This is a genomic window from Corallincola luteus, from assembly GCF_004336975.1.
GTDB lineage: Bacteria > Pseudomonadota > Gammaproteobacteria > Enterobacterales > Neiellaceae > Corallincola > Corallincola holothuriorum.
The window spans coordinates 1,406,752-1,430,669 of sequence record NZ_SJXE01000001.1 but is presented as its reverse complement, the minus strand read 5'-3'; the positions used below and the strand labels follow the sequence as shown (position 1 = coordinate 1,430,669).

Here is a 23,918-nt window from a genome sequence, read left to right as displayed (position 1 = left end):
CACCGCCTGCATGAGTGAATACCTGCTGCTATTGGTCGGCACAGTACTGGTCAACAATTTCGTCCTAGTCAAATTTCTTGGCTTGTGTCCCTTTATGGGGGTTTCCAATAAGCTTGAAACCGCTATTGGCATGTCATTGGCCACGACTTTCGTTCTGACCCTCGCATCAACTTGCAGCTATCTCATCAACCAGTATTTACTGGTTCCGTTGTCTATAGAGTATCTGCGCACCATGAGCTTTATTCTGGTGATCGCTGTAGTCGTGCAGTTCACCGAAATGGTTGTACGTAAAACCAGCCCGCTACTGTATCGATTACTAGGTATCTTTTTGCCTTTAATCACCACTAACTGCGCAGTGCTCGGTGTCGCATTACTTAATATCAATGAAAACCATGGCTTTATTGAATCCATTGTTTACGGCTTCGGGGCGGCATTAGGCTTTTCCCTGGTGCTAGTGTTATTCGCTGCAATGCGTGAACGATTGGCAGCAGCCGATGTTCCTCTGCCATTTCGGGGCGCTTCAATCGCCATGATCACTGCAGGATTAATGGCGTTAGCCTTTATGGGCTTCAGCGGCTTAGTTAAGTTTTAGGAGACTGACGATGACTGGGATCCTAATAGCCGTGACCGCCTTAGTGATTATCGCTTTGATATTTGGTGCGTTGCTCGGACTCGCTGCAGTGCGCTTCAAAGTTGAACAAGACCCTATTGTCGAGCAGATTGATGCCATATTGCCACAAACCCAGTGCGGACAATGTGGTTACCCTGGCTGTCGCCCTTACGCTGAAGCGATCGCCAACGGTGATGATATTAATAAGTGCCCACCGGGCGGTGAAGCCACCATTCAAAAACTGGCAGATCTGACAGGTAAGGAAGCAAAGCCCCTCGATGCTGCCCATGGTGAAGAAGAGGTTAAAAAAGTTGCTTTCATTCGCGAAGCTGAATGTATCGGCTGCACTAAGTGTATTCAAGCCTGTCCAGTCGACGCGATCCTCGGCGCAGCCAAACAGATGCACACAATTATTGCCGATGAGTGCACAGGCTGCGATCTGTGCGTAGAACCCTGCCCTGTCGATTGCATTGAGATGCGACCAATAAAACAGACAACAACTAATTGGAAATGGGATCTGAAAGCCATTCCTGTACGAGTGGTGGAGTAAGTATGGAGACAACCTTTGAGCTCGTTAAAGAAGGCAAACTCTGGGACTTCCCCGGCGGTATTCATCCCCCCATACGCAAAGAGGTATCGACGGCTCACCCTATCAAGCGCTTTCCCCTACCAGATCACCTTTACCTGCCGTTAAAGCAGCATATCGGTCGTGGCGGCCGCCTCTTGGTTGCGGTTGGCGATAGCGTTAAAAAAGGTCAGCAACTCACCACGGGTGAACAAGGCGCATTGCCTATCCATGCACCCACCTCAGGAAAAGTTGAGGCGATCACCGATTACCCCAGTGCACACCCTTCCGCCTTGCCAGAGCCAACATTGGTCATGCGCCCCGACGGGGATGAGGCATGGGTAACAAAGACACCTATCGACAACCCGTTACAACAACCGGCTAAGCGCCTAATACAGCATATAGCGGATGCTGGTATTGCAGGCTTAGGCGGCGCAGGCTTTCCCGCCGCAAGAAAGCTAAGCGGCGCACCCGAAGAGATTGAGTTTCTAATCATCAATGGCGCGGAATGTGAGCCCTACATCAGCTGTGATGACATGCTAATGAGAGAGCATGCACGGGAGATCGCGTTAGGTATTGAGCTATTGGTTCATATTCTCAGACCCAAACTGGTATTAGTGGGTATCGAAGATGACAAGCAGCAAGCTATTACCGCCATCACAGAAGCGACATCAACGCTAAATGTAGAAGTGCGAGCTATCCCCACCAAATATCCCTCTGGTGGTGAGAAACAATTAGTACAACTGCTTACAGGTAGAGAAGTACCATCGGATGGATTGCCTTACGACGCGGGTGTAGTCATGCACAACGTTGGCACTACATTTGCCATCAAACGGGCCATTTATGATGGTGAACCACTACTTGAGCGCGTCGTCACCGTGACTGGCGACGCGGTCGGCCAACCGGGCAATTATTGGGCACATTTCGGTACGCCGGTACGCCACCTGTTAGAGCAAGCCAATTATCAATCAAAGCATGGACGACGGATAATCATGGGCGGCCCAATGATGGGCTTTACGCTCCCCCATGCCAACATCCCCTTAGTAAAAATCAGTAACTGCATCCTGGCACCCAGTGAAAATGAGCTGCCCTTGGCTGGCAAGGAGATGCCATGTATACGCTGCGGCCAATGCGCAGATGCATGTCCAGCGTCACTGCTACCGCAACAATTGTTCTGGTACAGCAGTCATCATGAATTGGAGAAAGCGCGGGAATATAAGCTATTTGACTGCATTGAGTGTGGAGCCTGCGCTTATGTTTGCCCTTCCGAGATCCCTTTAGTTCACTATTATCGCAAGGCAAAGTCAGAACTACGGCAACATGACGCGGATGCGCTGAAATCAGAGAAAGCCAGAATACGTTTCGAAGCAAGAAATGAACGACTGGAACAGGAAAAACTCGCAAGGGAAGCCAAACACCGAGAAGCGGTCGCCAAACGACAAGCCGCCGTCGCAGGACGTCAGGGTGCACAAGACGCCGTCGCCGCGGCACTTGCCAGAGTAAAGTCAAAGCAAACAACGGAAGTAGCAGACGCCAAAGCAAGCGTCGATGCACAAGGCAATCTAGTCCCTGATAATCAGCAAGCCATCGATGCCCGAGAGCAACGAAAAGCGCAAGCGGCTCAACGTCGCGCCGAGAAGGTAGCGCAGAGTACTCAGAAAGACAGCAGCGCAACAACCGATGCAGCTCATTCTGCGGACAACAACAAAACCACCGTTGCAGCCGCTGTCGCCAGAGCAAAAGCCAAAGCTGAAGCCAGAAAAGAAGCACAAGACAACAAGGAAGTAGCTAGCAATAGTGAGGTAGTCGACAACGCTCGCCCCGCTAACGAAGCTATGGACGCTAAAAAAGCTGCAGTAGCCGCCGCAGTGGCGCGGGCGAAAGCAAAAGCGGAGGCTAAAAAAAGCAACGACACTGCGCAAGTAGCTGAAACCGACAGTACACGAAATACGGCCACAGAAGCAGCAATTGAAGATAGCGACACCGCCAAAGCAACAAAGAAAGCCGCCGTCGCTGCTGCTGTGGCTAGGGCGAAAGCCAAGGCTGAAGCAAAAAAACAGGCGCAACAAACAGCTGATGAGCCAAGCAACTCCGATGTAACACAAGATGAACCTAATTCAAAACAAGCTGCTATTGCCGCCGCTGTAGCGAAAGCAAAAGCAAAGGCGCTGGCACGCCAAGAGGCACAAAAAAATCAGCAAGCAGCAAGCAGTGAACAAGCAACCGATGATTCGCCGGGAGACAAGTAAGCCATGTCATTCAAAATAGCAGCCTCTCCCCATCAACGCATACAGATGCGTACAGCAACATTGATGCGGTGGGTCATGCTGGCGACGATCCCGGGAATAGCTGCACAATATTGGTTTTTTGGCGCCGGGGTGATCTGGCAGGTGCTGTTGGCCATAGGCACAGCGTTAGTCAGTGAATACTTGGTGCTAAAGCTCAGACATCGACCAGCCGCACCGGCATTGACTGATCACAGCGCAATGCTCACGGGGCTGCTGATCGGGATCAGCATTCCACCACTGGCGCCTTGGTGGATCGTTGTTATCGGTACGGCCTTTGCCATCATTATGGTGAAGCAGCTTTATGGCGGCTTAGGCTACAACCTGTTCAATCCGGCGATGGCCGCTTATGTGATGTTGTTAATCTCTTTCCCATTAGAGATGACGACCTGGCATCCGGTCACCAGTTTCGGCGAACATGGTTATGGTTTCGTTGATGCCGCGATGCTGATTTTTACCGGTTTCAGTAGCGAAGGTTATAGCCTGGCTCAGATCTTAGCGGGCATCGACGGTTTTACCGCGGCAACCCCCCTCGACAGTTTTAAAACCGACCTGACACAAGGATTTACCAGTAGCGAAAGCTTCGCTCGGCAGCCCCAAGGCATGCTTGCAGGTGTTGGCTGGGAATGGGTTAACCTAGCCTACTTAGCTGGCGGGTGCCTATTACTAAAGCAAAGCGTTATCCGTTGGCATATTCCCGTAGGCGTTCTTGCAGGCCTATTTAGCGCTGCATTTATCAGCTTTCTGCTCAGCCCAGACACCACTGCCAGCCCCATTTTTCATCTGTTCAGTGGCGCAGCCATGCTCGGTGCATTTTTTATAGCAACCGACCCTGTATCGGCCAGCACAACAGTCAAAGGTCGACTGATATATGGCGGCCTAATTGGCGTATTGGTGTATCTGATCAGAACACACGGTGGCTACCCAGATGGCTTCGCGTTTGCCGTATTATTAGCGAATATGTGCGTGCCTTTGATTGACTACTATACCCAGCCACGTACATACGGCCACGGCATGGAGAACAAGCAATGAACCTCCTACCGATCGGTAAGAACGGACTGATCCTGGCATTGTTTGCGCTGGTCACCACTGCGCTTGTCGCCGCAACCAATCATTTTACGGCGCCTCAAATCGAACGTCAGGAACAACAACAACTAATAACCACGCTGGAACACCTGTTTCCTGCAGGCAGCTACAATAACGACCTGTATAAAGAGTGCATCGAAGTCACTAACCACCAATTTCTCGGCCGAAAAACAGCACAACGAGCATTTATTGCCCGCTTCAATGAAGAACCCGTCGGCATTGCTATCGAAACGACTGCGCCAGATGGCTACAACGGCGCTATCGATATCATTGTGGGTATTCTTAGTGACGGTACAGTTGCCGGCGTCAGGGTGCTTAGCCATAAAGAGACACCGGGGCTTGGCGATAAAATCGAGTTGCGAAAAAGTAAATGGGTAATGAGTTTTGACCGACAAAAACTGGTTGATGAAACGGATCCAGCATGGAAGGTGAAGAAGGATGGTGGCGAGTTCGACCAGTTTACAGGCGCTACCATCACGCCAAGAGCTGTAGTCAAAGCAGTGAGAAATACACTGCTCTACTATCAGCTCAATCGTGAACGCCTGTTTACCCAAGCAACCCGCTGCGGAGAGCCATCATGAGTGAAGTCAAAGAGGTTATCTGGCAAGGATTGTGGAAGAACAACCCAGGTTTAGTGCAGTTACTTGGTTTATGTCCGTTACTCGCCGTAACCGCCTCTGTTACTAATGGATTGGGCTTAGGTCTAGCCACGTTGCTGGTGTTAGTTGGCTCCAATATCTCTGTTGCCGTCGTCAGGAACTGGGTACCGAGCGAAATACGGATCCCAGTTTTTGTGATGATTATTGCCGCCTATGTCACCTGCATTCAACTGCTAATGAATGCCTACACATACGGACTTTACCAATCACTTGGTATCTTTATCCCACTCATTGTTACCAACTGCGTGATCATTGGCCGAGCCGAGGCTTACGCCTCAAAAAACAGTGTACCGATGGCAGCACTGGATGGTTTGATGATGGGAGTGGGTTTCACCTTGGTACTAGTCGTCCTCGGTGGTCTAAGGGAGCTCCTTGGTCAAGGTACCCTATTTGACGGCATGGAGATGTTGCTCGGTAGTTGGGCTCATGCGTTGCGTATTGAAGTGTTCCAAGTCGATAGCCATTTTCTACTCGCGATCCTGGCACCTGGCGCATTTCTCGGTATGGGCTTATTGATCGCGTTGAAGAACCTTATCGACGCCCATGTCGAAAAACGCCTAAAACAGAACACGCCAGTGATGAAAGCTGAGCGCGCCAGAGTCACAGCGAATCAAACACAGTCATGAATAAAGATAAACGCCAACAAATTTTAGTGCGCCTCCGCGACGATAACCCGGAGCCGACAACAGAATTAAATTTCTCCACACCGTTTGAGTTACTGGTGGCCGTCACGCTATCAGCACAAGCCACAGATGTCAGTGTCAATAAAGCCACCGACAAGCTGTTTCCTGTGGCCAATACACCACAAGCTATTGTGGATCTTGGCGTTGATGGTCTGAAGGCCTATATCAAAACCATCGGCTTATATAATTCTAAAGCGGAAAATGTCTTTAAAGCCTGCCAGATGCTGTTATCACTGCATAATGGCGAGGTACCTGAAGACCGCGATGCACTGGAAGCCTTGCCGGGGGTTGGTCGAAAAACTGCCAACGTTGTCCTCAACACAGCATTTGGTTGGCCCACCATTGCCGTAGACACTCACATTTTCCGAGTCAGCAACCGCACCGGTTTTGCCAAAGGTAAAAATGTTGTGGAAGTAGAAAATAAGCTGCTGAAGGTCGTACCAAAAGAGTTTAAGGTTGATGTTCACCATTGGCTGATCCTCCACGGCCGTTACACCTGTATCGCCCGTAAACCACGCTGCGGCAGCTGTATCATAGAAGACCTCTGTGAATACAAGGAGAAAACAGAGATCTAAGTGCCGAGCTAACGGCTAATCACCTGCTAGCAACTGCCTCTGGAGAAGATTAGTCGTTAACATTTTGTAATTCACCGCCAAAATGTTACAGCCTACCCGATAGTTAAACTCATACGCACATGACTCTACACGCCCGAAATTACCGATAACCCAGCGCCAGTCCACTCGTCAGCTGACCACCTTCCCTCAACCAAATGAATGGTATAGATAAATCTCACTTCACATAATTAGGAACCGTGTCATCACCCCGCATTTCCAGCACACTTTAAGCCAAGAAATAAACACGAGACTCAGGTAGGGAGATAACACAATATCGAGTATCCTTAGCTACCTAAAGTTAACAATTCGTTTTCATTACCAAACTGTATTGTCTTGGAAACGGCTGATATCAGGAGTTTCAGATGCGCATTCTTCATACCATGCTTCGTGTCGGTGATCTTCAACGCTCTATCGATTTCTATACTGGCGTACTGGAGATGGATTTAATTAGACAATCTGACAATGAAGAGTACAAATACACCCTCGCCTTTGTTGGTTACGGTGATGAACGTAGCGGTGCAGTCTTAGAGCTAACTTATAACTGGGGCACCGACCAATATGACTTAGGCTCAGCATTTGGCCATATCGCCATTGAAGTGGATGATATTTATGGAGCCTGTGAAAAGATCCGTACCGCTGGCGGAAATATCACCCGCGAGCCAGGTCCGGTAAAAGGCGGAACAACCGAAATTGCATTTGTTGAAGATCCAGATGGTTACAAGATCGAGTTGATTAACAAGAAGTTCGCCGGAAAAGGGTTGGGCAACTAATGGAACTCGCTTTACAACGAAAAAACACCACGCTGCCCTCTCTGCTCATCATGGCGATTGTGATGTTGCTTACCGCCTGTGCCAGCAATGCTGGTGAAGACGATGTCGCTAATATTTTCGCCAAGGTCAACGACAGTGTGGTTGAACTGCATGTGAAGGCGATTCAAACGGAAAAGACCGGCAACAGAACAAGTAGTAACGGTCTCGGCTCAGGTGTGCTGATTTCCGATTCAGGCAAGGTGCTGACAGCAGCCCACGTGGTCGATACAGCCACAGAGGTGAAAGTCATTTTCACGAATGGTGATATAAGTTTCGCCAAAATTCTTTGGATCGAGCATAAAGCGGATCTCGCGATGCTCAAGCTCGACAAAGTACCGGAGGGGATTAAACCGGTAAAAATAGGCGATTCAAAAACCCTCAGGATCGGTGAGCGGATCATGGTGATCGGTGCCCCTTACGGTGTCAGTCACAGCCTCTCTGTCGGCTATGTTAGCGGCAGAAGAGAAGGCCCAGAAAAGGTATCTCGTAATATCACCCCGGTATTCCTGCAGACCGACGCGGCGATAAACAAAGGCAACTCAGGTGGCCCGATGTTTAATATGCAAGGTGAGGTGATCGGTATTGTCAGCCGCATTTTGAGTCAAAGTGGTGGCTTCGAAGGCTTAGGCTTTGCTGTTGCTACACAAACGGTTCAGGCAATTATTGACGAAGGTACCCTGCCCTATGCTGGTTTAACTGCTTTACCGCTAACTCCGGAACTGGCGCGGGTACTGAATATTCCACAGGGCTATGGCGCTTTAGTGCAACAGGTCGTGCCCTTCTCACCAACGGATCTGATCGGCCTGCGACCAGGACGCTTACCAGTCAAAGTGATGGGCAGAACCCTGTTGCTGGGGGGCGATGTATTACTGGCTGTGAATGGCATTGAGATCCGTGACGAAGAGTCACTGTTTAACGTGCGTGAAACGATGCAAGCCATGGAGAAAAAAGATCCCTTAGTGCTAACTATTCTGCGTGATGGCAAAGTCATCACACTAATGGAAACCAAGCAGTAATAGCCCGCCCGATACAACACGAAAAAGCCCCGAAATGTCGGGGCTTTTGCTTATCTACGGAAGTAGAGCGGAAATGAACGGTCTTAACGACTCATACGGATCACAACCCGTCGGTTAGTATTTCTACCAATCGTTGTTTCGTTGGTTGCAATATGACGTTTCTCACCATGCCCTTCTGTACGGATCCGCTTATCATCAAGCCCCTGCTCTTTAAGGTAGTCTTTGATCGATTGCGCCCGCTTAATAGAAAGCTGCTCATTGTGCCAGCGTCCACCATAACTATCGCTGTAAGCATCAACCAGCACTAACTCGATCGTTGGTGCAAGCTTCAGGTATTCACCAATCATCTCCAGCTTACGCTGCGACTCTTTATTCAATTTGTCACTATTGGACTGATAATTCAGTACCGTATAGGAGATATCATCGAAGCTGTATGGCAGCAAATTATCAACACAGCTAAGGAAGTCATAGTATTGCTGACGGAAATTGACAGCGGAGAGACCAACCGCAACCTCATCGTTGCGTTGGTTCCAATCGCTGTAATAGAGCGTGGGCTGCATCCCCTTCTCCAACTCATGCAACATAACCCAAGCACTTTGTTGATCCACACGACCTTCAAACTGGCGATAAAGGGTTGTTTTGCCTATGCGCGCAGTAGGTAATCCAGGTTTCCAACTTGGCGGTACCGAACGCAAAGCCACAGGGGTTTTCTTGGCCGGTTGCAAGCGCATATCCAAATCGAAGTTCAAATTGATGAGCTTATTCGCCTTACTACTAAAACTCACTTCACCGTAATGGGGCACCTTGTGCTCTAGACGGCATTCAAGCCGCGAATCACTCGCCAATGCCCATTGGCTATTTTCTAAGCCCGCGGCGTACGTTCTCACGCCAGCATTGGCCTGCTGACTCACTATTAGCGCTATCGCAATAAGGCTAAGGTTTAAACGCATAACTCACCCAATTAACTTGGTATACAACATCATATTAACCTGTTATCGGCATCAACGCCGCTTTCTTTAGCAAGATCTGGATTGGATGTTAACGTCAGGGTTTGCGATACTGTTGCGCTTTCCATTCTCAGCTAAAGTGGTTATCAGCCTGTATGTCAGACACAGTTAAGCGTTCGCTACATCAACGTTTTCGTGGTTACTTCCCCGTCGTTATAGATATCGAAACTGGGGGCTTCAACCCCGCAACCGACGCTTTGCTTGAGATAGCCGCCGTCACTCTAAAGATGGATGATGACGGCTTTCTAACACCCGACCAGAAGATCCACTTTAATGTTTCTCCATTTATTGGGGCCAATCTGGATCCCAGCTCTTTAGCTTTTACCGGCATCGATCCGAATGATCCTGAACGCAATGCAGTCGCGGAATGTGAAGCGCTAAAAGAGATTTTCAAACTAGTTAGGAAAAGCCAAAAAGCGGCGGAATGTCACCGCTCAATCGTGGTTGCCCACAACGCAGCGTTTGATAACGCCTTTCTCAATGCGGCCGTGGCACGTTGTAATATCAAACGTAACCCATTCCACCCGTTTGCCACTTTTGATACCGCAACCGCGGCTGGTATTGCTTATGGTCAAACCGTGCTGCAAAAAGCCTGCAAAGCGGCGCAAATCGATTTTGACAGTAGCAAAGCACACAGTGCCGAATATGACACGATACGAACAGCTGAACTATTCTGCTCGATCATTAATCGTTGGCTGTCTCTGGGCGGGTGGCCAGTGGTAGATGTCGATGAAGAAACGGGCGACGCTGAGTAATTGACGTTAAGGCGTAACAACTTAAATAAAAAAGGCTGCCATAAGGCAGCCTTTTTTGTCACCGGAGTGATTTACAGTTTATCTGCGTTCTCAGACAGGTACGCTGCAACACCTTCAGGGCTTGCATCCATGCCTTTATCACCTTCAGTCCAACCTGCAGGGCAAACTTCACCGTGATCTTCATGGAACTGCAGTGCATCGATCATACGCAGCATCTCATCAACATTACGGCCCAACGGCAGATCGTTAACTACCTGATGACGAACATCGCCATTCTTATCGATCAGGAATGAACCACGGAAAGCAACACCTGCTTCAGGGTGCTCAACGTCATATGCCTGACAGATTGAATGAGTGATATCAGCAACCAGTGGATATTTAACCGGGCCAATACCGCCCTGATCTACTGGTGTGTTACGCCATGCGTTATGAGTGAAGTGAGAATCGATAGAAACACCGATAACTACAACACCGCGCTTTTCGAAATCAGCCATACGGTGGTCGAATGCCAACAACTCAGAAGGACAAACGAAGGTAAAATCTAATGGATAAAAGAAAATAACCGCTGGCTTACCAGCAATCGTCTCTTTCAAATTGAATGCGTCAACAATATCGCCATTTGCCAATACTGCTGGTGCGGTAAAATCAGGGGCTGGGCGGCCTACGAGTACACTCATGTCGCTTCTCCATTTTTATATGATGTCAGGTCATCCGACCTACGGTTTTGTAATCAGTTCAGATCAGTTTTTCGATTATACGGTTCCACTGAAAAGTAACCAAGCATTTCAGTCGGATATTACTGCTGTTTGCCTAAAAACTGGTCATGCTGGAAACATAACATAGCCAAAAGAAAAATAAATTCCACTGGCATCCCATGGCGCTGTTTAGGAGAATAGCCAATCGAGTAAATTACTGGAATAGAAAATGAATGCTGTTGTTCTGTCAGTGCTTCTTGTCCTCACCTTAAGTCTGTTTCGCGTCAATGTGGTTATTGCCTTGATCGTCAGTGCCCTCGCAGGCGGACTTATTGGCGGCTTATCATTGTCTGACACCCTATCAGCCTTTAATGGCGGCTTAGGCAATGGCGCTAGCATTGCACTCAGTTATGCCATGCTGGGGGCATTTGCAGCGGCACTTTCCAATAGCGGCATTACTGATTACCTTGCTGACCATGTGATAAACAAGCTCGGTGGTGGTGAGCATGAAAAACAGAAACTATGGGCCAAACACCTACTCTTGTTTGCTCTACTCGCGGTTTCCGTATCATCACAGAACATCATTCCTGTGCATATCGCCTTTATTCCTATTCTTGTTCCTCCCCTGTTGCACCTGATGAGCGAATTGAAGCTCGACCGCCGCTTAGTCGCGTGCGTTATCACCTTCGGTCTAACCACCCCATACATGCTACTGCCGGTAGGCTTTGGCGGTATCTTTCTTAACGAGATCCTACTGACTAACCTTAATACTAACGGCCTTTCGATTGACGCTTCAGCCGTTGCGCCAGCCATGTTGCTCCCAGCCTGCGGCATGTTTATCGGCCTTGGCCTAGCGATGTTCAGTTATCGGAAAAAGCGCCACTATGATGAAGCGGCAATAAAAGCAGTAGAACCTGAGCAGCATGACAAGCAACCACGCCAGGTGTGGGTTCCGTTAGCAGCAATCGCTGGCGCTTTGGTATTACAACTCTTAACTGAATCCATAGTCATTGGCTCTCTCACCGGGCTAATCATTCTTTGGATCGGTCGAAGCATTAGACTCACCGACACTCAAGCGCTATTCACCCAAGGAGTGAAAATGATGGGGATGATAGGCTTCATTATGATCAGCGCCGCTGGCTACGCCGCAGTCTTGAAAGGCACTGGCGATGTTGAGAGCTTAGTATCCGTGGTCTCCGGCTGGATGGGTGAAAGTAAGGCCTTAGCTGCCATCACCATGTTAGTGATTGGCCTATTGATCACCATGGGTATTGGCAGCTCGTTCTCAACCATACCTGTCATAGCCACACTGTATGTTCCGCTAGCTATCTCACTTGGCTTCTCAGTACCGGCAACCATCGCTTTGGTGGGTACTGCCGCCGCCCTCGGAGATGCAGGCTCTCCCGCTTCAGACTCAACCCTGGGTCCCACATCGGGCCTAAATGTTGATGGTCAACATGACCATATCTGGGACACCGTCGTTCCAACTTTCATTCACTACAACCTGCCACTGCTTGGCTTCGGCTGGTTAGCTGCCATGGTGCTTTAATGAGCGAACAACGCACGACTAAACAAGCTTTTCAAGGGTCGTTGCATAATGATCCCGTGATCCAGCGACTTTTTGAGCGAGTGCCGCAGAAAGTACAAGACAGTTTTACTGAAGAGCAGTTGATCCACTTAAAAGTGGCTGTCGGCTCACGAGGCTGGGGTGAACACACCGTTGATATCCGCGGTTCATTTCGCGGCTGGAAACATCGTTATTACTACGTCATGCTGTTTGGCCGTAACCGCAGGCAGCTTAGTCCGGGGCAGCAGCATATTCACAATCTGCTCAGTGCCGGACTGCTATCCGTGTTGCTGATGGGGGGGGTATTACTCGGATTTATGGTGCTCTACCTTTTAAAATCCGCACTGGGGATAGATCTGCTTCCCAATCACTCTCTTGGCTTATGGGATTGGTTTAAAAGTTAACCAATAATCACGAAAGTCTGTTGACCTTTGTTGTGTATTTTTGCAGCAATTTAGACGAGGCAGAGGCGGTGAAGTTGAGTAGCCCTCAATAAGTCGCCAGCAAATGCTGCCCGAGAGGTTCGTTGAAACACGTTCTGAACTGCGTCATTCATTACTTTCTTAGATAGCTAAGCTATTTAGCTCACTTCTTGCTCAAACCGTGTTTCATTCGAACAAAATTCATACACGAAAGGTCAACAGACCCGTATAAAAAAACCGGCAACATGCCGGTTTTTTTTTCCAAGTAAAAGCGCATTTACTCTGCAGCTGGCGCGTCTTCGCGATACTTATCCGCGGTTTCTTTAATCAGCGGCTGTAACTCACCTTTTTGAAACATCTCAATGACGATATCACAGCCACCAATAAGCTCACCGTCAACCCATAGCTGGGGGAACGTTGGCCAGTTGGCGTACTTAGGCAGTTCCGCGCGGATCTCAGGGTTTTGCAGAATATCAACATAGGCGAACTTCTCACCACAATTCATTAATACCTGAGAAGCTTGCGATGAAAATCCACAGCTAGGAAGTTTCGGAGAACCTTTCATGTAAAGAAGGATCGGATTTTCAGAAATCTGCTTTTTAATACGCTCTACAGTATCCATTGTTACTCTCTATCAATAAACAAAGCTAATCGACCCATTGTACGGTTTACCGAGGCAAATATCAGCCCACAATTGCTAAGGCCTTTCTTTGCGTTCAGATAAATTTTCCGTTAGCTACTTCAAACTTTGCCATAACCGAGTAGAATGCTGGGAGATTCCCAACCCCTTAAGAGCCTAATTAAAGGCTCGTCGACATGGAGAAAAGGACAGATGGCATTTGAACTTCCTGCCCTGCCGTACGCAAAAGACGCTTTAGAACCTCATATCTCAGCTGAGACTCTTGAGTATCATTACGGTAAACACCACAACACCTACGTCGTTAAACTAAACGGTTTAGTCGAAGGCACTGAATTTGAAGGCAAGAGCCTAGAAGATGTCGTTAAAACCTCTTCTGGCGGCGTTTTTAACAACGCTGCGCAAATCTGGAACCATACTTTTTACTGGCACTGCCTGAGCCCAAATGGCGGCGGCGAACCTACTGGCGCATTAGCAGAAGCAATCACTGCTGCGTTCGGTTCTTTCGAAGATTTCAAAGCAAAATTCACTGACAGCGCAATCAACAACTTTGGTTCAAGCTGGACTTGGTTGGTGAAGAAAGCTGATGGCAGCCTGGACATTGTGAACACTTCTAATGCAGCAACTCCGCTGACTGAAGAGGGTGTAACTCCTCTGCTGACGGTAGATCTGTGGGAACATGCTTACTACATCGACTACCGCAACCTGCGTCCTGACTACATGAAAGCATTCTGGGCACTGGTAAACTGGGAATTCGTGACAAGCAACTTTGCTTAATCACATTTTCTAGCTTAGTCACAAAACGCCTCGCTTTAGCGGGGCGTTTTGTTATCTGCTTTACAAAAAAAGAGCTAACTTTTTTTCTTCTCACCGCAAGTAAATCCGCTACCGACTACTCTTAGTATATATAGATAAGGTGACAGCCTGACACTGCACGTGTCTTCTCGCGTCCTACTATGGAGGAGTTTCCGATGGGGATCTTCGAACATTATCAGCAACGCTACGAGGCAGCTCAGGAAGAAGAGTACTCGATACAAGAGTTTCTTGAACTGTGTAAATCAGATCGCAGCGCCTACGCATCAGCCGCTGAAAGGCTGCTGCTGGCCATCGGCACCCCCGAGATGATCGACACATCACAACACGCCGTCGAGTCTCGCCTGTTTTCTAACCGTGTGGTCGCCCGTTACCCCGCTTTTGCTGAATTCTTCGGCATGGAAGACGCGATAGAACAGATTGTTGCCTATCTCAAACATGCCGCCCAAGGACTGGAGGAGCAGAAGCAGATCCTATACCTATTGGGCCCCGTAGGTGGTGGTAAATCTTCATTGGCAGAAAAATTGAAGCAGCTAATGGAGAAAATCCCTATCTATTCACTGTCGGCCAACGGTGAACGCAGCCCGGTTAACGACCATCCATTTTGCCTGTTTGATCCGGCAGAGGATGCTGCAATCCTTAAAAAAGAGTACAAAATACCCGCCCGCTACCTAGGTACCATTATGTCACCGTGGGCCGCCAAACGATTGAGAGAATTTGGTGGTGACATCAGCCAATTTAAAGTAATTAAGCGTTTTCCCTCGGTGCTAGACCAAGTCGCCGTAGCCAAAACAGAGCCCGGAGATGAAAACAATCAAGACATCAGCTCCCTCGTTGGCAAAGTAGATATTCGCCAACTAGAGCACTATTCACAAAATGACCCTGACGCCTACAGCTATTCCGGCGCACTCTGCCGTGCCAACCAAGGCTTGATGGAATTTGTCGAGATGTTCAAGGCGCCGATCAAGGTGTTACATCCCTTGCTCACAGCAACACAAGAGGGCAATTACAACCCAACCGAGGGCCTCTCTGCCCTGCCCTTCAAAGGGATCATTCTCGCTCACTCGAATGAATCTGAGTGGCAAAGTTTTCGCAACAATAAGAACAACGAGGCTTTTCTTGACCGAGTTTATATCGTCAAGGTGCCTTACTGTCTGCGCGTCTCCGAAGAGATTAAGATTTATAACAAACTGATTGAACATTCAGAACTGAGCGGCGCCCCCTGTGCCCCAGGTACACTCGACATACTGTCGCGGTTTAGCGTACTTTCAAGGCTCAAAGATCCTGACAACTCCAGTATCTATTCAAAGATGCGCGTATACGATGGAGAAAGCCTCAAAGATACAGATCCTAAAGCGAAGTCTTATCAGGAGTACCGCGATTTTGCTGGCGTAGATGAAGGGATGAACGGGCTGTCGACTCGGTTTGCTTTCAAGATCCTCTCACGGGTATTTAATTTTGATCACGGAGAGGTTGCCGCTAATCCCGTGCATCTTTTTTATGTCTTAGAGCAGCAGATAGAGCGAGAACAGTTCCCTCAAGAGTCGGCAGATCTTTACCTTGAACACCTGAAGGGCTACCTGATCCCAAAATATGTCGAATTTATCGGCAAAGAGATCCAAACCGCTTATCTGGAAAGCTACTCCGAGTACGGCCAAAACATATTTGACCGCTACGTCACCTACGCAGATTTTTGGATCCAAGATCAGGATTATCGAGATCCGGAAACCGGACAACTATTTGACCGCGCAGCGCTAAACGCCGAGCTGGAAAAAATAGAAAAACCGGCTGGGATAAGCAACCCGAAAGACTTTCGTAACGAGATAGTTAACTTCGTGCTGAGAGCAAAAGCCAATAACAACGGCAAAAACCCGGCATGGACTAGCTACGAAAAGCTCCGCACCGTAATTGAGAAAAAAATGTTCTCAAATACTGAAGATCTGTTACCCGTTATCTCGTTTAATGCCAAAACGTCTGCGGAAGACCAGAAAAAGCACCAAGATTTTGTCGCCCGTATGATGGAGAAAGGCTATACACAGAAACAGGTCCATCTTCTTTCGGAATGGTACCTAAGGGTACGCAAGTCGTCTTAATGCTACCCGGAGGTACCGATGGCGCATTTTATTGACCGGCGGCTTAACAGCAAGAAGAAGAGTACAGTCAACAGACAGCGCTTTTTACGACGCTATAAACAGCAGATCAAAAAAGCGATGTCTGATGCTATCTCTAAACGTGGCGTTACAGATATCGAGAAGGGAGAAAAAGTCAGTATCCCGACCCGAGATATATCCGAACCCATTTTTGGCCAAGGCCCTGGGGGAAATAGAGAAAGAGTCCTACCGGGCAATGATCGCTTTGTTCCGAGAGATCGAATAGAGCGCCCTCAAGGGGGCAGTGGCGGCAGCGGTGAAGGTGAAGCAAGCGATAGTGGAGAAGGTGAAGACGAATTTGTCTTCAGCATCTCCAAAGATGAATACTTAGACCTACTATTTGAAGATTTGGAGCTGCCAAATTTAAAGAAGAACACTTTAGATAAGTTAACCGAATACAAAACCTACCGCGCCGGTTATACCTCAGACGGTGTACCAACCAATATCAATGTAGTTCGCTCACTACGCCAATCATTAGCCCGGCGTATTGCGATGAATGCAGGCAAGAAGAGAGAACTACGGGCACTACAAGCAGAGCTTGAACGCATAGAGGGCAGCGAGCCAGTCGATAAAGCTGCACTTAAAGAAGTAACGCAACAGATAAAAAGCCTACAGAAGAAAATCGCTGCAACGCCTTTCATCGACACTTTCGACTTACGATTTAATAATTTCGTTAAACGCCCTGTGCCTACGTCTAAAGCGGTGATGTTTTGTCTAATGGACGTCAGTGGTTCCATGGATCAAGCAACCAAAGAGATGGCCAAGCGTTTCTATATTTTGCTCTACCTATTTCTTACTCGAACTTATGAAAACATCGACGTCGTCTATATCCGCCACCACACACAAGCCAAAGAGGTCGATGAACATGAGTTTTTCTATAGCCAGGAAACCGGCGGCACCATAGTCTCCAGTGCCCTCAAATTGATGCAGGAGATCATTGCGGATCGTTATCCTCCTGATCAATGGAACATCTATGCGGCGCAAGCCTCTGATGGTGACAACTGGGCGGACGACAGCCCTCAATGCTCTGATATCTTGAGTAACAACCTTTTACCCTTACTTCGTTATTACACCTATATCGAGATCACCCATCGACCTCATCAAACCCTTTGGCACGAATATGAAAAACTGGTGGCGACCTATGACTCTTTCGCCATGCAACGTATCAAAACGGTCGAAGATATTTACCCTGTTTTCAGAGAGCTATTTCGCCGTCAAGCGGCATAGGAGGCGACAATGGCGGCACCAAGAAAAAAACACTCTAAGCCGCTCAGTGATGGGCCTGATTGGACGTTTAAACTATTACAACAATATGAAGATGAAATTGATCGGGTAGCAAAGCACTACGGATTAAATACCTACCCTAATCAGATCGAAGTAATCACTGCTGAACAGATGATGGATGCTTATGCCAGTGTCGGTATGCCAATCGGCTACACACACTGGTCATTTGGCAAACGCTTTATTCAGACCGAACAAACATATAAACGCGGCCAAATGGGGTTGGCTTACGAGATTGTGATCAATTCTAATCCCTGTATTTCCTATCTAATGGAAGAGAACACCATGACCATGCAGGCGCTAGTGATGGCCCATGCCTGCTATGGCCACAACAGCTTTTTCAAAAATAACTATCTGTTCAAAACCTGGACTGATGCTTCCTCGATTATCGACTATCTGGTCTTCGCCAAAAACTATATCGCCGACTGTGAGCAACGCTACGGCACCAGCGAAGTGGAAGCGATTATCGACTCTTGCCATGCCTTAATGAATCAGGGCGTTGACCGTTACAAACGGCCGGCAGAAACCTCTCTAGCAGAAGAGAAGAAACGGCAAAAGGCGCGCGAAGAGTATCTGCAATCACAGGTTAACGACCTTTGGCGAACGCTGCCCAAGCAGGCTATCGACGTCATTGAGCAGCCGGAACGCTTCCCATCTGAGCCGCAGGAAAATTTACTCTACTTTATCGAAAAGAATGCGCCGTTACTTGAATCCTGGCAGCGGGAAGTGATCCGGATCGTACGTAAAATATCGCAGTACTTTTACCCACAAAAACAGACCCAAGTAATGAATGAAGGGTGGGCTTGTTTCTGGCATTACACCCTGCTTAATCACCTTTACGACGAAGGCAAGCTAACCGATAAATTTATGTTCGAGTTTTTACACTCCCACACCAACGTCGTCGCGCAACCCTCCTACAACAGCCCCTATTACTCAGGCATTAACCCATATGCATTGGGCTTTGCCATGTTCCGCGACCTTCGCCGTATCTGCGAAACACCAGACGAAGAAGACCGTCGCTGGTTTCCTGACATTGCCGGTAGTGATTGGCTGAAAACAGTGCACTTTGCCATGGAAAACTTTAAAGATGAAAGTTTCATTGCCCAGTTTTTATCACCTCGTCTCATTAGGGAATTTAAGCTGTTCTCGCTTCTTGATATCGAAAAGCACAATTTCTTAGAGATTGGCTGGATACACAATGATGCCGGCTACCAACAGATCAGAGAGCTACTCGCTGCACAATATAACCTCAGCCAACGCGAGCCTAACATTCAAGTCTATGACGTTGATTTGAGAGGCGACCGCTCACTCACGTTGAGATACACGCCGCACCAGCAAATCCCTTTAGACAAAAGCTACCCTGAAGTACTGAAGCATCTGCACCGACTGTGGGGGTTTGAGATAAAGCTAGAGATGGAAAAGGCTGATGAGAGCGTTGAGCTCATTGGCCGCTGCCCGGAGCAGGTTAGCGAAGAAAGCGATCCGGCCAACGCCATTTAGCCAACAAAAAAGGGCTATCACTAGCCCCTTTTTGACCGCTATTCAGTGTGATTAGCGCGCAATATCAACGATATCACTAGGAACATCGTCCCGCAGCCGCTGCCATAGTTTCGCGCTTTCATAACCAAAACGACGAACTAAACTGATCGCTTCATCATATTTGCCCTGCTCAGCTAACCCTTGGATCTCAGCATAAAACTTAGCTAGCAATTCGCGTGATTCAGGCAATGAGAAGTAGTAAGCGCCGATCCGCGAATAAAGCCCTTTAAAACCATTCAAGGTCAACACATAGATAGGGTTGTTGGAGGCGAACGCCAACGCATGGTTTACCTGATAATCAAACTCCGCGCAGGCGGCTGGATCATCGGGAATATTCCCCGCATCCTTGATTATTTCGACCACTTTATCCGAATTGTTCTTCAGCGCAGCTCGAATATAGATACTACTGATGTTAGTTCTTGCTGATAACAGATGATCAACCAGCTCAGGGATCCCGTCTTGATTCAATCGAGCAATGGTTTCGAGGATATTCAGACCCGACGTTTCCCAAAAGTTATTCACTCGAGTCGGCTTGCCATGCTGAATAGTTAACCAACCATCGCGTGCCAGCCGTTGCAATACTTCACGCAGCGTCGTTCTCGTTACGCCGATTAATTCAGAAAGTTCTCTTTCCGCTGGCAGTATCGAGCCGGGGGGGAAACGATTGTTCCAGATTGAATCGACGATATACTCTTCGGCAAATCCGGCTGGGCTCTGGGCTTTAATTATCATTTAGCGTCCTGTCGCGGGCAAAACTGTTAACAGTATAAGAAACTCATCATACCAGATGCTATTTTCCAGCAACAAGCAAGATAAGCACTATAAAAGTGAAAAGTTACTCACACTTTGACTAAACTCGCTGCTAAACATTCACGTTAACCGACATAAATAATCACTGAAATGTGTCAGTTTTGGTGCATATCCGCGTAGGAAAACGGTTAGAAATAGGTACAATAGCCGAAAATTTTATAAAGGCATTTTTGCCAACAAAAATCTAGCGTACCTGGGAGCACTCCATGCCACAAACCAAGACTTTAGGAGAGGCCTTTTTAAGGAACTTTCTGGGTCAAGCCCCTGATTGGTTTAAAATAACCATTCTACTGTTTCTGCTTATCAATCCAATTGTCTTTTACATCAGCCCATTTACTGCTGGCTGGTTACTCATTATCGAGTTTATTTTTACTCTGGCAATGGCTCTCAAATGTTACCCACTGCAACCGGGGGGATTGCTGGCGCTAGAAGCCGTCGCCCTTGGCATGACATCTCCGCACATGGTAATGCACGAAATTTCAGCCAATATCGAAGTGCTCTTGCTACTGATCTTTATGGTCGCTGGCATCTATTTTATGAAGGAGCTACTGCTCTTTTTCTTCACCAAACTACTCATTAAAATTCGCTCAAAAGCGATGCTCTCTCTGGCATTTTGTTTTGCTGCTGCATTTTTATCAGCGTTTCTTGATGCGTTAACCGTAATCGCCGTGGTCATCGCCGTCGCAACGGGTTTCTATAGCATTTATCACAAGGTGGCTTCAGGCAAAGAGTTCCACCACAGTCATGATCATACTGCCGATGAGAATCTGCATGATCTGACCCGTGATGACTTGGAGCAGTTCCGTAGCTTCTTACGCAGCTTGATGATGCATGCAGCGGTTGGTACCGCACTAGGAGGCGTATGTACCTTGGTCGGAGAACCACAAAACCTGATTATCGGCGACCGAGCGGGCTGGGATTTTGTTAACTTTGCCATCCGCGTCGCACCGATCTCATTTCCAACCTTGCTGTTTGGGTTAGCGACTTGCCTACTATTAGAAAAATTCAAAGTATTTGGCTACGGCGCAAAATTGCCAGACGCCGTGCGCACAATCTTGTCCGACTTTGAGAAGTACTCTACCGAACGTCGCACCAAGCGCGACGTTGCCAACTTGATCGTGCAAGGGATTATCGCTCTCTGGCTGATCGTTGGCTTAGCATTACACCTCGCCGACGTTGGCCTGATTGGTTTGAGCGTGATCGTTTTAGCAACGTCAGCCACAGGTGTGATTGAAGAGCATCAGTTGGGCAAGGCGTTTGAAGAAGCGCTGCCATTTACCGCGCTGCTATCGGTATTCTTTGCGATTGTTGCCGTGATCATTGAGCAAGACCTGTTTGCGCCAGTTACCCAATGGGTACTTTCATTTGAGGGGCACGGCCAATTATGGCGAGTATTCTTGGCGAACGGCATTCTTTCCATGGTGTCAGATAACGTCTTCGTCGGCACCGTCTATATCGAAGAGATGTATGCGGCGTTGAATAATGGCAGCATCAGCCGCGACCAATTCGATCTGCTCGCTGTCGCCGTCAATACAGGCACCAACCTGCCAAGCGTTGCAACACCAAATGGCCAGGCGGCATTCCTGTTTTTATTAACATCGGCTTTAGCACCTTTACTGCGCCTGTCATATGGTCGTATGGTATGGATGGCTCTCCCCTATACCATCGTCATGCTGTCAGTCAGCCTAGCAGCCACGCTCTTTATACTGGAGCCTGCCACCCAACTGCTTTATGACACAGGCTGGATCCATCATATCGTAGAACCAGCAGCTGCGGCTGCGGCACCCGCTCACTAGCTGACGCCATATACTAGAAGCTAAAAGCCCAGCAACGCCGCTGGGCTTTTTTGTGCGTTTTCTCCAGTTCTTTGTAAATATTGATGTCAATGACTTGGCGAAGCCTGTAACCGGAGTAAAATCGACGCTTTGCTCCATTCACCTCTGTTATCAAGGAATCAACGTGATCACACAAATCGGCAATTGGCCAACGCAACGCTGGCCGTGGTTGTTGCTAGGAGGCTCAGCATTAGCACTTGAGCTCTGTGCGCTGTTCTTTCAATATGGCATGGACTTAGCTCCGTGTATCATGTGTATTTACGAACGCGTGGCTATGCTTGGGATCATGCTGACTGGGCTTATCACGGCTATCTCACCACAACTCTTATGGCTTAGGTTGCTCGGGTTTTGTGGTTGGTTAGTCTCTGCCGGGTGGGGATTAATACTGGCATGGGAGCATGTACAACTGCAGCTCTATCCGTCCCCCTTTCATACTTGTGATTTTGAACCGAACTTTCCAGAGTGGCTGCAACTGCATAAATTGCTACCAATCTTCTTTGAAGCGACAGGTGATTGCGGAGAAATAGCTTGGTCATTCTTAGGCTGGTCGATGCCACAATGGCTTGTGGTCAGCTTTATTGTCTACCTTGGACTTTTGTTCGCTGTGATCGCCTGTTGGGGAATAAGTAAGCTAAAGAAAGCGTAATATAAATCACGTGCGTCAATCTGGGTGGCTATCTGCTTAGCCACCCTTATTAATCTTCCTCCACAACGGTGCTACCGTTACCCTCTTCATCCAACGGCCACCAAACAATATGCTCAGCTAGCGTTGGTCCGGCGTCTTCTTCTAGTACCGTTTTACCTCGCACCGAGTGACCTAATTGATGCATCGTTTCAGAGGTACCGGTAATCAATGGATGCCATTTAGGCAGATCTTGACCTTCCGCCAAGCGACGATAAGCACAGGTCGGAGGCAGCCAATGAAAAGACTCAATATCATTCAAAGTGACTTTCACACAGTCATCTACTTGCGAGAAGCGATCGGCATAGTTAGAGCAAGCACAGCTGTGACTGTCCAAAAGGCGGCAAGCTATCTCGGTGAAATAGAGCTCATCCGTGTCATCGTCAATCACCTTATGCAAACAACACTTTCCGCAACCATCACAAAGAGATTCCCACTCTTGCTCTGTCATCTGCGCTAGAGTCTTGTGACGCCAAAATAGTGTCTTAACGGCCATTTGATGACTCCAGGAATGTCTGCTTAAAACGCTGTCTAAACACCTTCTGCAAACTTTCAGGTAATCCAGCAAGGTGGGCATCTAAGTAAGCAGGTTGCACGACCAGATCAGCTAATACCTGATTGAATTGCTCAATGGCTCTCTGCCCTTGCGCCGTTTTAGCACAGGCCAGGTGCCCGGTCGTCATCTCATTGCTCTCTTTCAAACTCACACTGGATAGCACCAACTCATGCTCCGCGACGTAGTGATCGACCACTTCCGGATACTCCAGCACATAATCAACCCGCCCTTGAGACAACATATCCAGCAAGCCTTCAGCCATATCATTAGCGCCTCGCACATAGAGTTTATAGCGCATCTCCGGCTGCTTAATGATCGCATCAATCTCTGCACCATAAGCTCGGCCAGACACGACGCCAAGTCTTCCAGCGGAGTCTGCGCCTAATATATCAGCCAAGCTGACAGCCCTGCGCGATGAAATATGAGCAAGTTCAGCTTTAACCTTTTCATTATTGCTCAAGTAATACAGTTTCAGACCAAAATAGAGCGAAAACGGCTCACTAAAATAGAGCTCTTCAGCACGTTTAGGGGTTAACAGAAGGTTACTAACGCAGCCTGCCCTTTGCTCTCTAATCTGCGCTATTGCTCGGCCCGTATTACTTTGCAGTAACTCGACCTCTGTTTGCTTGCGCCACTCCGGCAGCAAAATCCGCAACAGCGCATACTCTGTCGAATGCCAGCGTGTTTCATCGGTATCATCAAAATCACTGACAGCGAAATCGACCCAAACATTCACCGGCTCAGCTGCGGATACGACTCCACAAACCATAGAAAGATAGACGACGCTGACAGCGGCAACCCAGCGAGTAACAAGGCGTTTTAACATATAATAAGTGTATCTA

Annotated in this window: 24 protein-coding genes; 18 read left to right on the top strand and 6 right to left on the bottom strand. The window is 48.2% G+C overall.

Annotation, left to right across the window (positions count from 1 at the left end):
- The first annotated feature begins 10 nt into the window (after positions 1 to 10).
- The 9 genes from rsxA (at position 11) to EZV61_RS06360 (ending at position 8,327) form a co-directional block, all read left to right on the top strand.
- A complete protein-coding gene (gene rsxA, locus EZV61_RS06400; RefSeq protein ID WP_114337898.1) occupies positions 11 to 592 on the top strand; it encodes an electron transport complex subunit RsxA in 582 nt (193 codons plus the stop codon).
- Between the two features lie 10 nt (positions 593 to 602).
- Entirely contained in the window at positions 603 to 1,160 is a 558-nt protein-coding gene (gene rsxB, locus EZV61_RS06395) for an electron transport complex subunit RsxB (protein WP_114337897.1), read from the top strand.
- Positions 1,161 to 1,162: 2 nt separating this feature from the next.
- A complete protein-coding gene (gene rsxC, locus EZV61_RS06390; protein ID WP_131414662.1) occupies positions 1,163 to 3,424 on the top strand; it encodes an electron transport complex subunit RsxC in 2,262 nt (753 codons plus the stop codon).
- A gap of 3 nt (positions 3,425 to 3,427) precedes the next feature.
- Positions 3,428 to 4,492: an electron transport complex subunit RsxD gene (rsxD, locus tag EZV61_RS06385; protein ID WP_131414661.1), complete on the top strand. Its 1,065-nt coding sequence runs from the start codon at positions 3,428 to 3,430 to the stop codon at positions 4,490 to 4,492.
- Positions 4,489 to 5,127, top strand: coding sequence for an electron transport complex subunit RsxG (gene rsxG / locus EZV61_RS06380; RefSeq protein ID WP_131414660.1), 639 nt, complete (start codon positions 4,489 to 4,491; stop codon positions 5,125 to 5,127). Before rsxD ends, rsxG begins: the two co-directional genes overlap by 4 nt.
- Complete coding sequence (locus tag EZV61_RS06375; RefSeq protein WP_130565928.1) at positions 5,124 to 5,831, top strand: electron transport complex subunit E; 708 nt, start codon at positions 5,124 to 5,126, stop codon at positions 5,829 to 5,831. Before rsxG ends, EZV61_RS06375 begins: the two co-directional genes overlap by 4 nt.
- Positions 5,828 to 6,463: an endonuclease III gene (gene nth, locus EZV61_RS06370; RefSeq protein ID WP_114337892.1), complete on the top strand. Its 636-nt coding sequence runs from the start codon at positions 5,828 to 5,830 to the stop codon at positions 6,461 to 6,463. Before EZV61_RS06375 ends, nth begins: the two co-directional genes overlap by 4 nt.
- 401 nt (positions 6,464 to 6,864) lie before the next feature.
- On the top strand, positions 6,865 to 7,272 hold the full coding sequence (gloA, locus tag EZV61_RS06365) for a lactoylglutathione lyase (RefSeq protein ID WP_114337891.1): 408 nt from the start codon (positions 6,865 to 6,867) through the stop codon (positions 7,270 to 7,272).
- On the top strand, positions 7,272 to 8,327 hold the full coding sequence (locus EZV61_RS06360) for a S1C family serine protease (protein ID WP_114337890.1): 1,056 nt from the start codon (positions 7,272 to 7,274) through the stop codon (positions 8,325 to 8,327). The genes gloA and EZV61_RS06360 overlap by 1 nt, the downstream gene beginning before the upstream one ends.
- A gap of 83 nt (positions 8,328 to 8,410) precedes the next feature.
- Here EZV61_RS06360 and EZV61_RS06355 read toward each other — a convergent pair whose 3' ends face one another.
- The gene (locus EZV61_RS06355) at positions 8,411 to 9,277 is read right to left on the bottom strand and encodes a flagellar protein MotY (protein WP_114337889.1); all 867 of its coding nucleotides are present in this window, start codon (positions 9,275 to 9,277) and stop codon (positions 8,411 to 8,413) included.
- A gap of 152 nt (positions 9,278 to 9,429) precedes the next feature.
- Between EZV61_RS06355 and rnt the strand changes: the two genes are divergently transcribed.
- The gene (rnt, locus tag EZV61_RS06350) at positions 9,430 to 10,089 is read left to right on the top strand and encodes a ribonuclease T (protein ID WP_131414659.1); all 660 of its coding nucleotides are present in this window, start codon (positions 9,430 to 9,432) and stop codon (positions 10,087 to 10,089) included.
- A gap of 71 nt (positions 10,090 to 10,160) precedes the next feature.
- On the opposite strand, the gene EZV61_RS06345 is transcribed toward rnt, so the two are convergent.
- Positions 10,161 to 10,766 (bottom strand): peroxiredoxin, encoded by a 606-nt coding sequence (locus EZV61_RS06345; RefSeq protein ID WP_114337887.1) that lies wholly within the window; start codon positions 10,764 to 10,766, stop codon positions 10,161 to 10,163.
- A gap of 247 nt (positions 10,767 to 11,013) precedes the next feature.
- On the opposite strand from EZV61_RS06345, the gene EZV61_RS06340 reads away from it, so the two are divergent.
- Both EZV61_RS06340 and EZV61_RS06335 read left to right on the top strand, forming a co-directional pair.
- A complete protein-coding gene (locus EZV61_RS06340; protein WP_131414658.1) occupies positions 11,014 to 12,333 on the top strand; it encodes a Na+/H+ antiporter family protein in 1,320 nt (439 codons plus the stop codon).
- The gene (locus EZV61_RS06335) at positions 12,333 to 12,755 is read left to right on the top strand and encodes a 3-phosphoshikimate 1-carboxyvinyltransferase (protein WP_131414657.1); all 423 of its coding nucleotides are present in this window, start codon (positions 12,333 to 12,335) and stop codon (positions 12,753 to 12,755) included. The genes EZV61_RS06340 and EZV61_RS06335 overlap by 1 nt, the downstream gene beginning before the upstream one ends.
- A gap of 295 nt (positions 12,756 to 13,050) precedes the next feature.
- On the opposite strand, the gene EZV61_RS06330 is transcribed toward EZV61_RS06335, so the two are convergent.
- Entirely contained in the window at positions 13,051 to 13,395 is a 345-nt protein-coding gene (locus EZV61_RS06330) for a Grx4 family monothiol glutaredoxin (protein WP_114337884.1), read from the bottom strand.
- 210 nt (positions 13,396 to 13,605) lie between these two features.
- Between EZV61_RS06330 and sodB the strand changes: the two genes are divergently transcribed.
- The 4 genes from sodB to EZV61_RS06310 all read left to right on the top strand — a co-directional run bounded on the left by sodB (position 13,606) and on the right by EZV61_RS06310 (position 19,154).
- The gene (sodB, locus tag EZV61_RS06325; protein ID WP_114337883.1) at positions 13,606 to 14,187 is read left to right on the top strand and encodes a superoxide dismutase [Fe]; all 582 of its coding nucleotides are present in this window, start codon (positions 13,606 to 13,608) and stop codon (positions 14,185 to 14,187) included.
- Positions 14,188 to 14,381: 194 nt separating this feature from the next.
- Positions 14,382 to 16,316: a PrkA family serine protein kinase gene (locus EZV61_RS06320; protein WP_114337882.1), complete on the top strand. Its 1,935-nt coding sequence runs from the start codon at positions 14,382 to 14,384 to the stop codon at positions 16,314 to 16,316.
- 18 nt (positions 16,317 to 16,334) lie between these two features.
- Complete coding sequence (locus EZV61_RS06315) at positions 16,335 to 17,600, top strand: YeaH/YhbH family protein (RefSeq protein WP_131414656.1); 1,266 nt, start codon at positions 16,335 to 16,337, stop codon at positions 17,598 to 17,600.
- 9 nt (positions 17,601 to 17,609) lie between these two features.
- Positions 17,610 to 19,154 (top strand): SpoVR family protein, encoded by a 1,545-nt coding sequence (locus tag EZV61_RS06310; RefSeq protein ID WP_114337880.1) that lies wholly within the window; start codon positions 17,610 to 17,612, stop codon positions 19,152 to 19,154.
- 51 nt (positions 19,155 to 19,205) lie between these two features.
- Here EZV61_RS06310 and fadR read toward each other — a convergent pair whose 3' ends face one another.
- Entirely contained in the window at positions 19,206 to 19,925 is a 720-nt protein-coding gene (fadR, locus tag EZV61_RS06305) for a fatty acid metabolism transcriptional regulator FadR (RefSeq protein ID WP_114337879.1), read from the bottom strand.
- Between the two features lie 284 nt (positions 19,926 to 20,209).
- Between fadR and nhaB the strand changes: the two genes are divergently transcribed.
- Together nhaB and dsbB are read left to right on the top strand one after the other, a co-directional pair.
- A complete protein-coding gene (gene nhaB, locus EZV61_RS06300; protein WP_114337878.1) occupies positions 20,210 to 21,799 on the top strand; it encodes a sodium/proton antiporter NhaB in 1,590 nt (529 codons plus the stop codon).
- A 163-nt stretch (positions 21,800 to 21,962) separates the two neighbouring features.
- Entirely contained in the window at positions 21,963 to 22,484 is a 522-nt protein-coding gene (gene dsbB / locus EZV61_RS06295; protein ID WP_114337877.1) for a disulfide bond formation protein DsbB, read from the top strand.
- A gap of 49 nt (positions 22,485 to 22,533) precedes the next feature.
- Here the strand turns inward: dsbB and EZV61_RS06290 are convergent, their stop codons facing one another.
- Positions 22,534 to 23,016, bottom strand: coding sequence for a YcgN family cysteine cluster protein (locus EZV61_RS06290; protein WP_131414655.1), 483 nt, complete (start codon positions 23,014 to 23,016; stop codon positions 22,534 to 22,536).
- The gene (locus EZV61_RS06285) at positions 23,006 to 23,902 is read right to left on the bottom strand and encodes a transporter substrate-binding domain-containing protein (protein WP_131414654.1); all 897 of its coding nucleotides are present in this window, start codon (positions 23,900 to 23,902) and stop codon (positions 23,006 to 23,008) included. The genes EZV61_RS06290 and EZV61_RS06285 overlap by 11 nt, the downstream gene beginning before the upstream one ends.
- Positions 23,903 to 23,918 lie beyond the last annotated feature (16 nt).

What these genes read in the sequence shown, in the direction of transcription:
- rsxA (WP_114337898.1), top strand. Translation starts at nt 11, where the DNA reads ATGAGTGAATACCTGCTGCTATTGGTCGGCACAGTACTGGTCAACAAT.
- rsxB (WP_114337897.1), top strand. Translation starts at nt 603, where the DNA reads ATGACTGGGATCCTAATAGCCGTGACCGCCTTAGTGATTATCGCTTTG.
- rsxC (WP_131414662.1), top strand. Translation starts at nt 1,163, where the DNA reads ATGGAGACAACCTTTGAGCTCGTTAAAGAAGGCAAACTCTGGGACTTC.
- rsxD (WP_131414661.1), top strand. Translation starts at nt 3,428, where the DNA reads ATGTCATTCAAAATAGCAGCCTCTCCCCATCAACGCATACAGATGCGT.
- rsxG (WP_131414660.1), top strand. Translation starts at nt 4,489, where the DNA reads ATGAACCTCCTACCGATCGGTAAGAACGGACTGATCCTGGCATTGTTT.
- EZV61_RS06375 (WP_130565928.1), top strand. Translation starts at nt 5,124, where the DNA reads ATGAGTGAAGTCAAAGAGGTTATCTGGCAAGGATTGTGGAAGAACAAC.
- nth (WP_114337892.1), top strand. Translation starts at nt 5,828, where the DNA reads ATGAATAAAGATAAACGCCAACAAATTTTAGTGCGCCTCCGCGACGAT.
- gloA (WP_114337891.1), top strand. Translation starts at nt 6,865, where the DNA reads ATGCGCATTCTTCATACCATGCTTCGTGTCGGTGATCTTCAACGCTCT.
- EZV61_RS06360 (WP_114337890.1), top strand. Translation starts at nt 7,272, where the DNA reads ATGGAACTCGCTTTACAACGAAAAAACACCACGCTGCCCTCTCTGCTC.
- EZV61_RS06355 (WP_114337889.1), bottom strand. Translation starts at nt 9,277, where the DNA reads ATGCGTTTAAACCTTAGCCTTATTGCGATAGCGCTAATAGTGAGTCAG.
- rnt (WP_131414659.1), top strand. Translation starts at nt 9,430, where the DNA reads ATGTCAGACACAGTTAAGCGTTCGCTACATCAACGTTTTCGTGGTTAC.
- EZV61_RS06345 (WP_114337887.1), bottom strand. Translation starts at nt 10,766, where the DNA reads ATGAGTGTACTCGTAGGCCGCCCAGCCCCTGATTTTACCGCACCAGCA.
- EZV61_RS06340 (WP_131414658.1), top strand. Translation starts at nt 11,014, where the DNA reads ATGAATGCTGTTGTTCTGTCAGTGCTTCTTGTCCTCACCTTAAGTCTG.
- EZV61_RS06335 (WP_131414657.1), top strand. Translation starts at nt 12,333, where the DNA reads ATGAGCGAACAACGCACGACTAAACAAGCTTTTCAAGGGTCGTTGCAT.
- EZV61_RS06330 (WP_114337884.1), bottom strand. Translation starts at nt 13,395, where the DNA reads ATGGATACTGTAGAGCGTATTAAAAAGCAGATTTCTGAAAATCCGATC.
- sodB (WP_114337883.1), top strand. Translation starts at nt 13,606, where the DNA reads ATGGCATTTGAACTTCCTGCCCTGCCGTACGCAAAAGACGCTTTAGAA.
- EZV61_RS06320 (WP_114337882.1), top strand. Translation starts at nt 14,382, where the DNA reads ATGGGGATCTTCGAACATTATCAGCAACGCTACGAGGCAGCTCAGGAA.
- EZV61_RS06315 (WP_131414656.1), top strand. Translation starts at nt 16,335, where the DNA reads ATGGCGCATTTTATTGACCGGCGGCTTAACAGCAAGAAGAAGAGTACA.
- EZV61_RS06310 (WP_114337880.1), top strand. Translation starts at nt 17,610, where the DNA reads ATGGCGGCACCAAGAAAAAAACACTCTAAGCCGCTCAGTGATGGGCCT.
- fadR (WP_114337879.1), bottom strand. Translation starts at nt 19,925, where the DNA reads ATGATAATTAAAGCCCAGAGCCCAGCCGGATTTGCCGAAGAGTATATC.
- nhaB (WP_114337878.1), top strand. Translation starts at nt 20,210, where the DNA reads ATGCCACAAACCAAGACTTTAGGAGAGGCCTTTTTAAGGAACTTTCTG.
- EZV61_RS06290 (WP_131414655.1), bottom strand. Translation starts at nt 23,016, where the DNA reads ATGGCCGTTAAGACACTATTTTGGCGTCACAAGACTCTAGCGCAGATG.
- EZV61_RS06285 (WP_131414654.1), bottom strand. Translation starts at nt 23,902, where the DNA reads ATGTTAAAACGCCTTGTTACTCGCTGGGTTGCCGCTGTCAGCGTCGTC.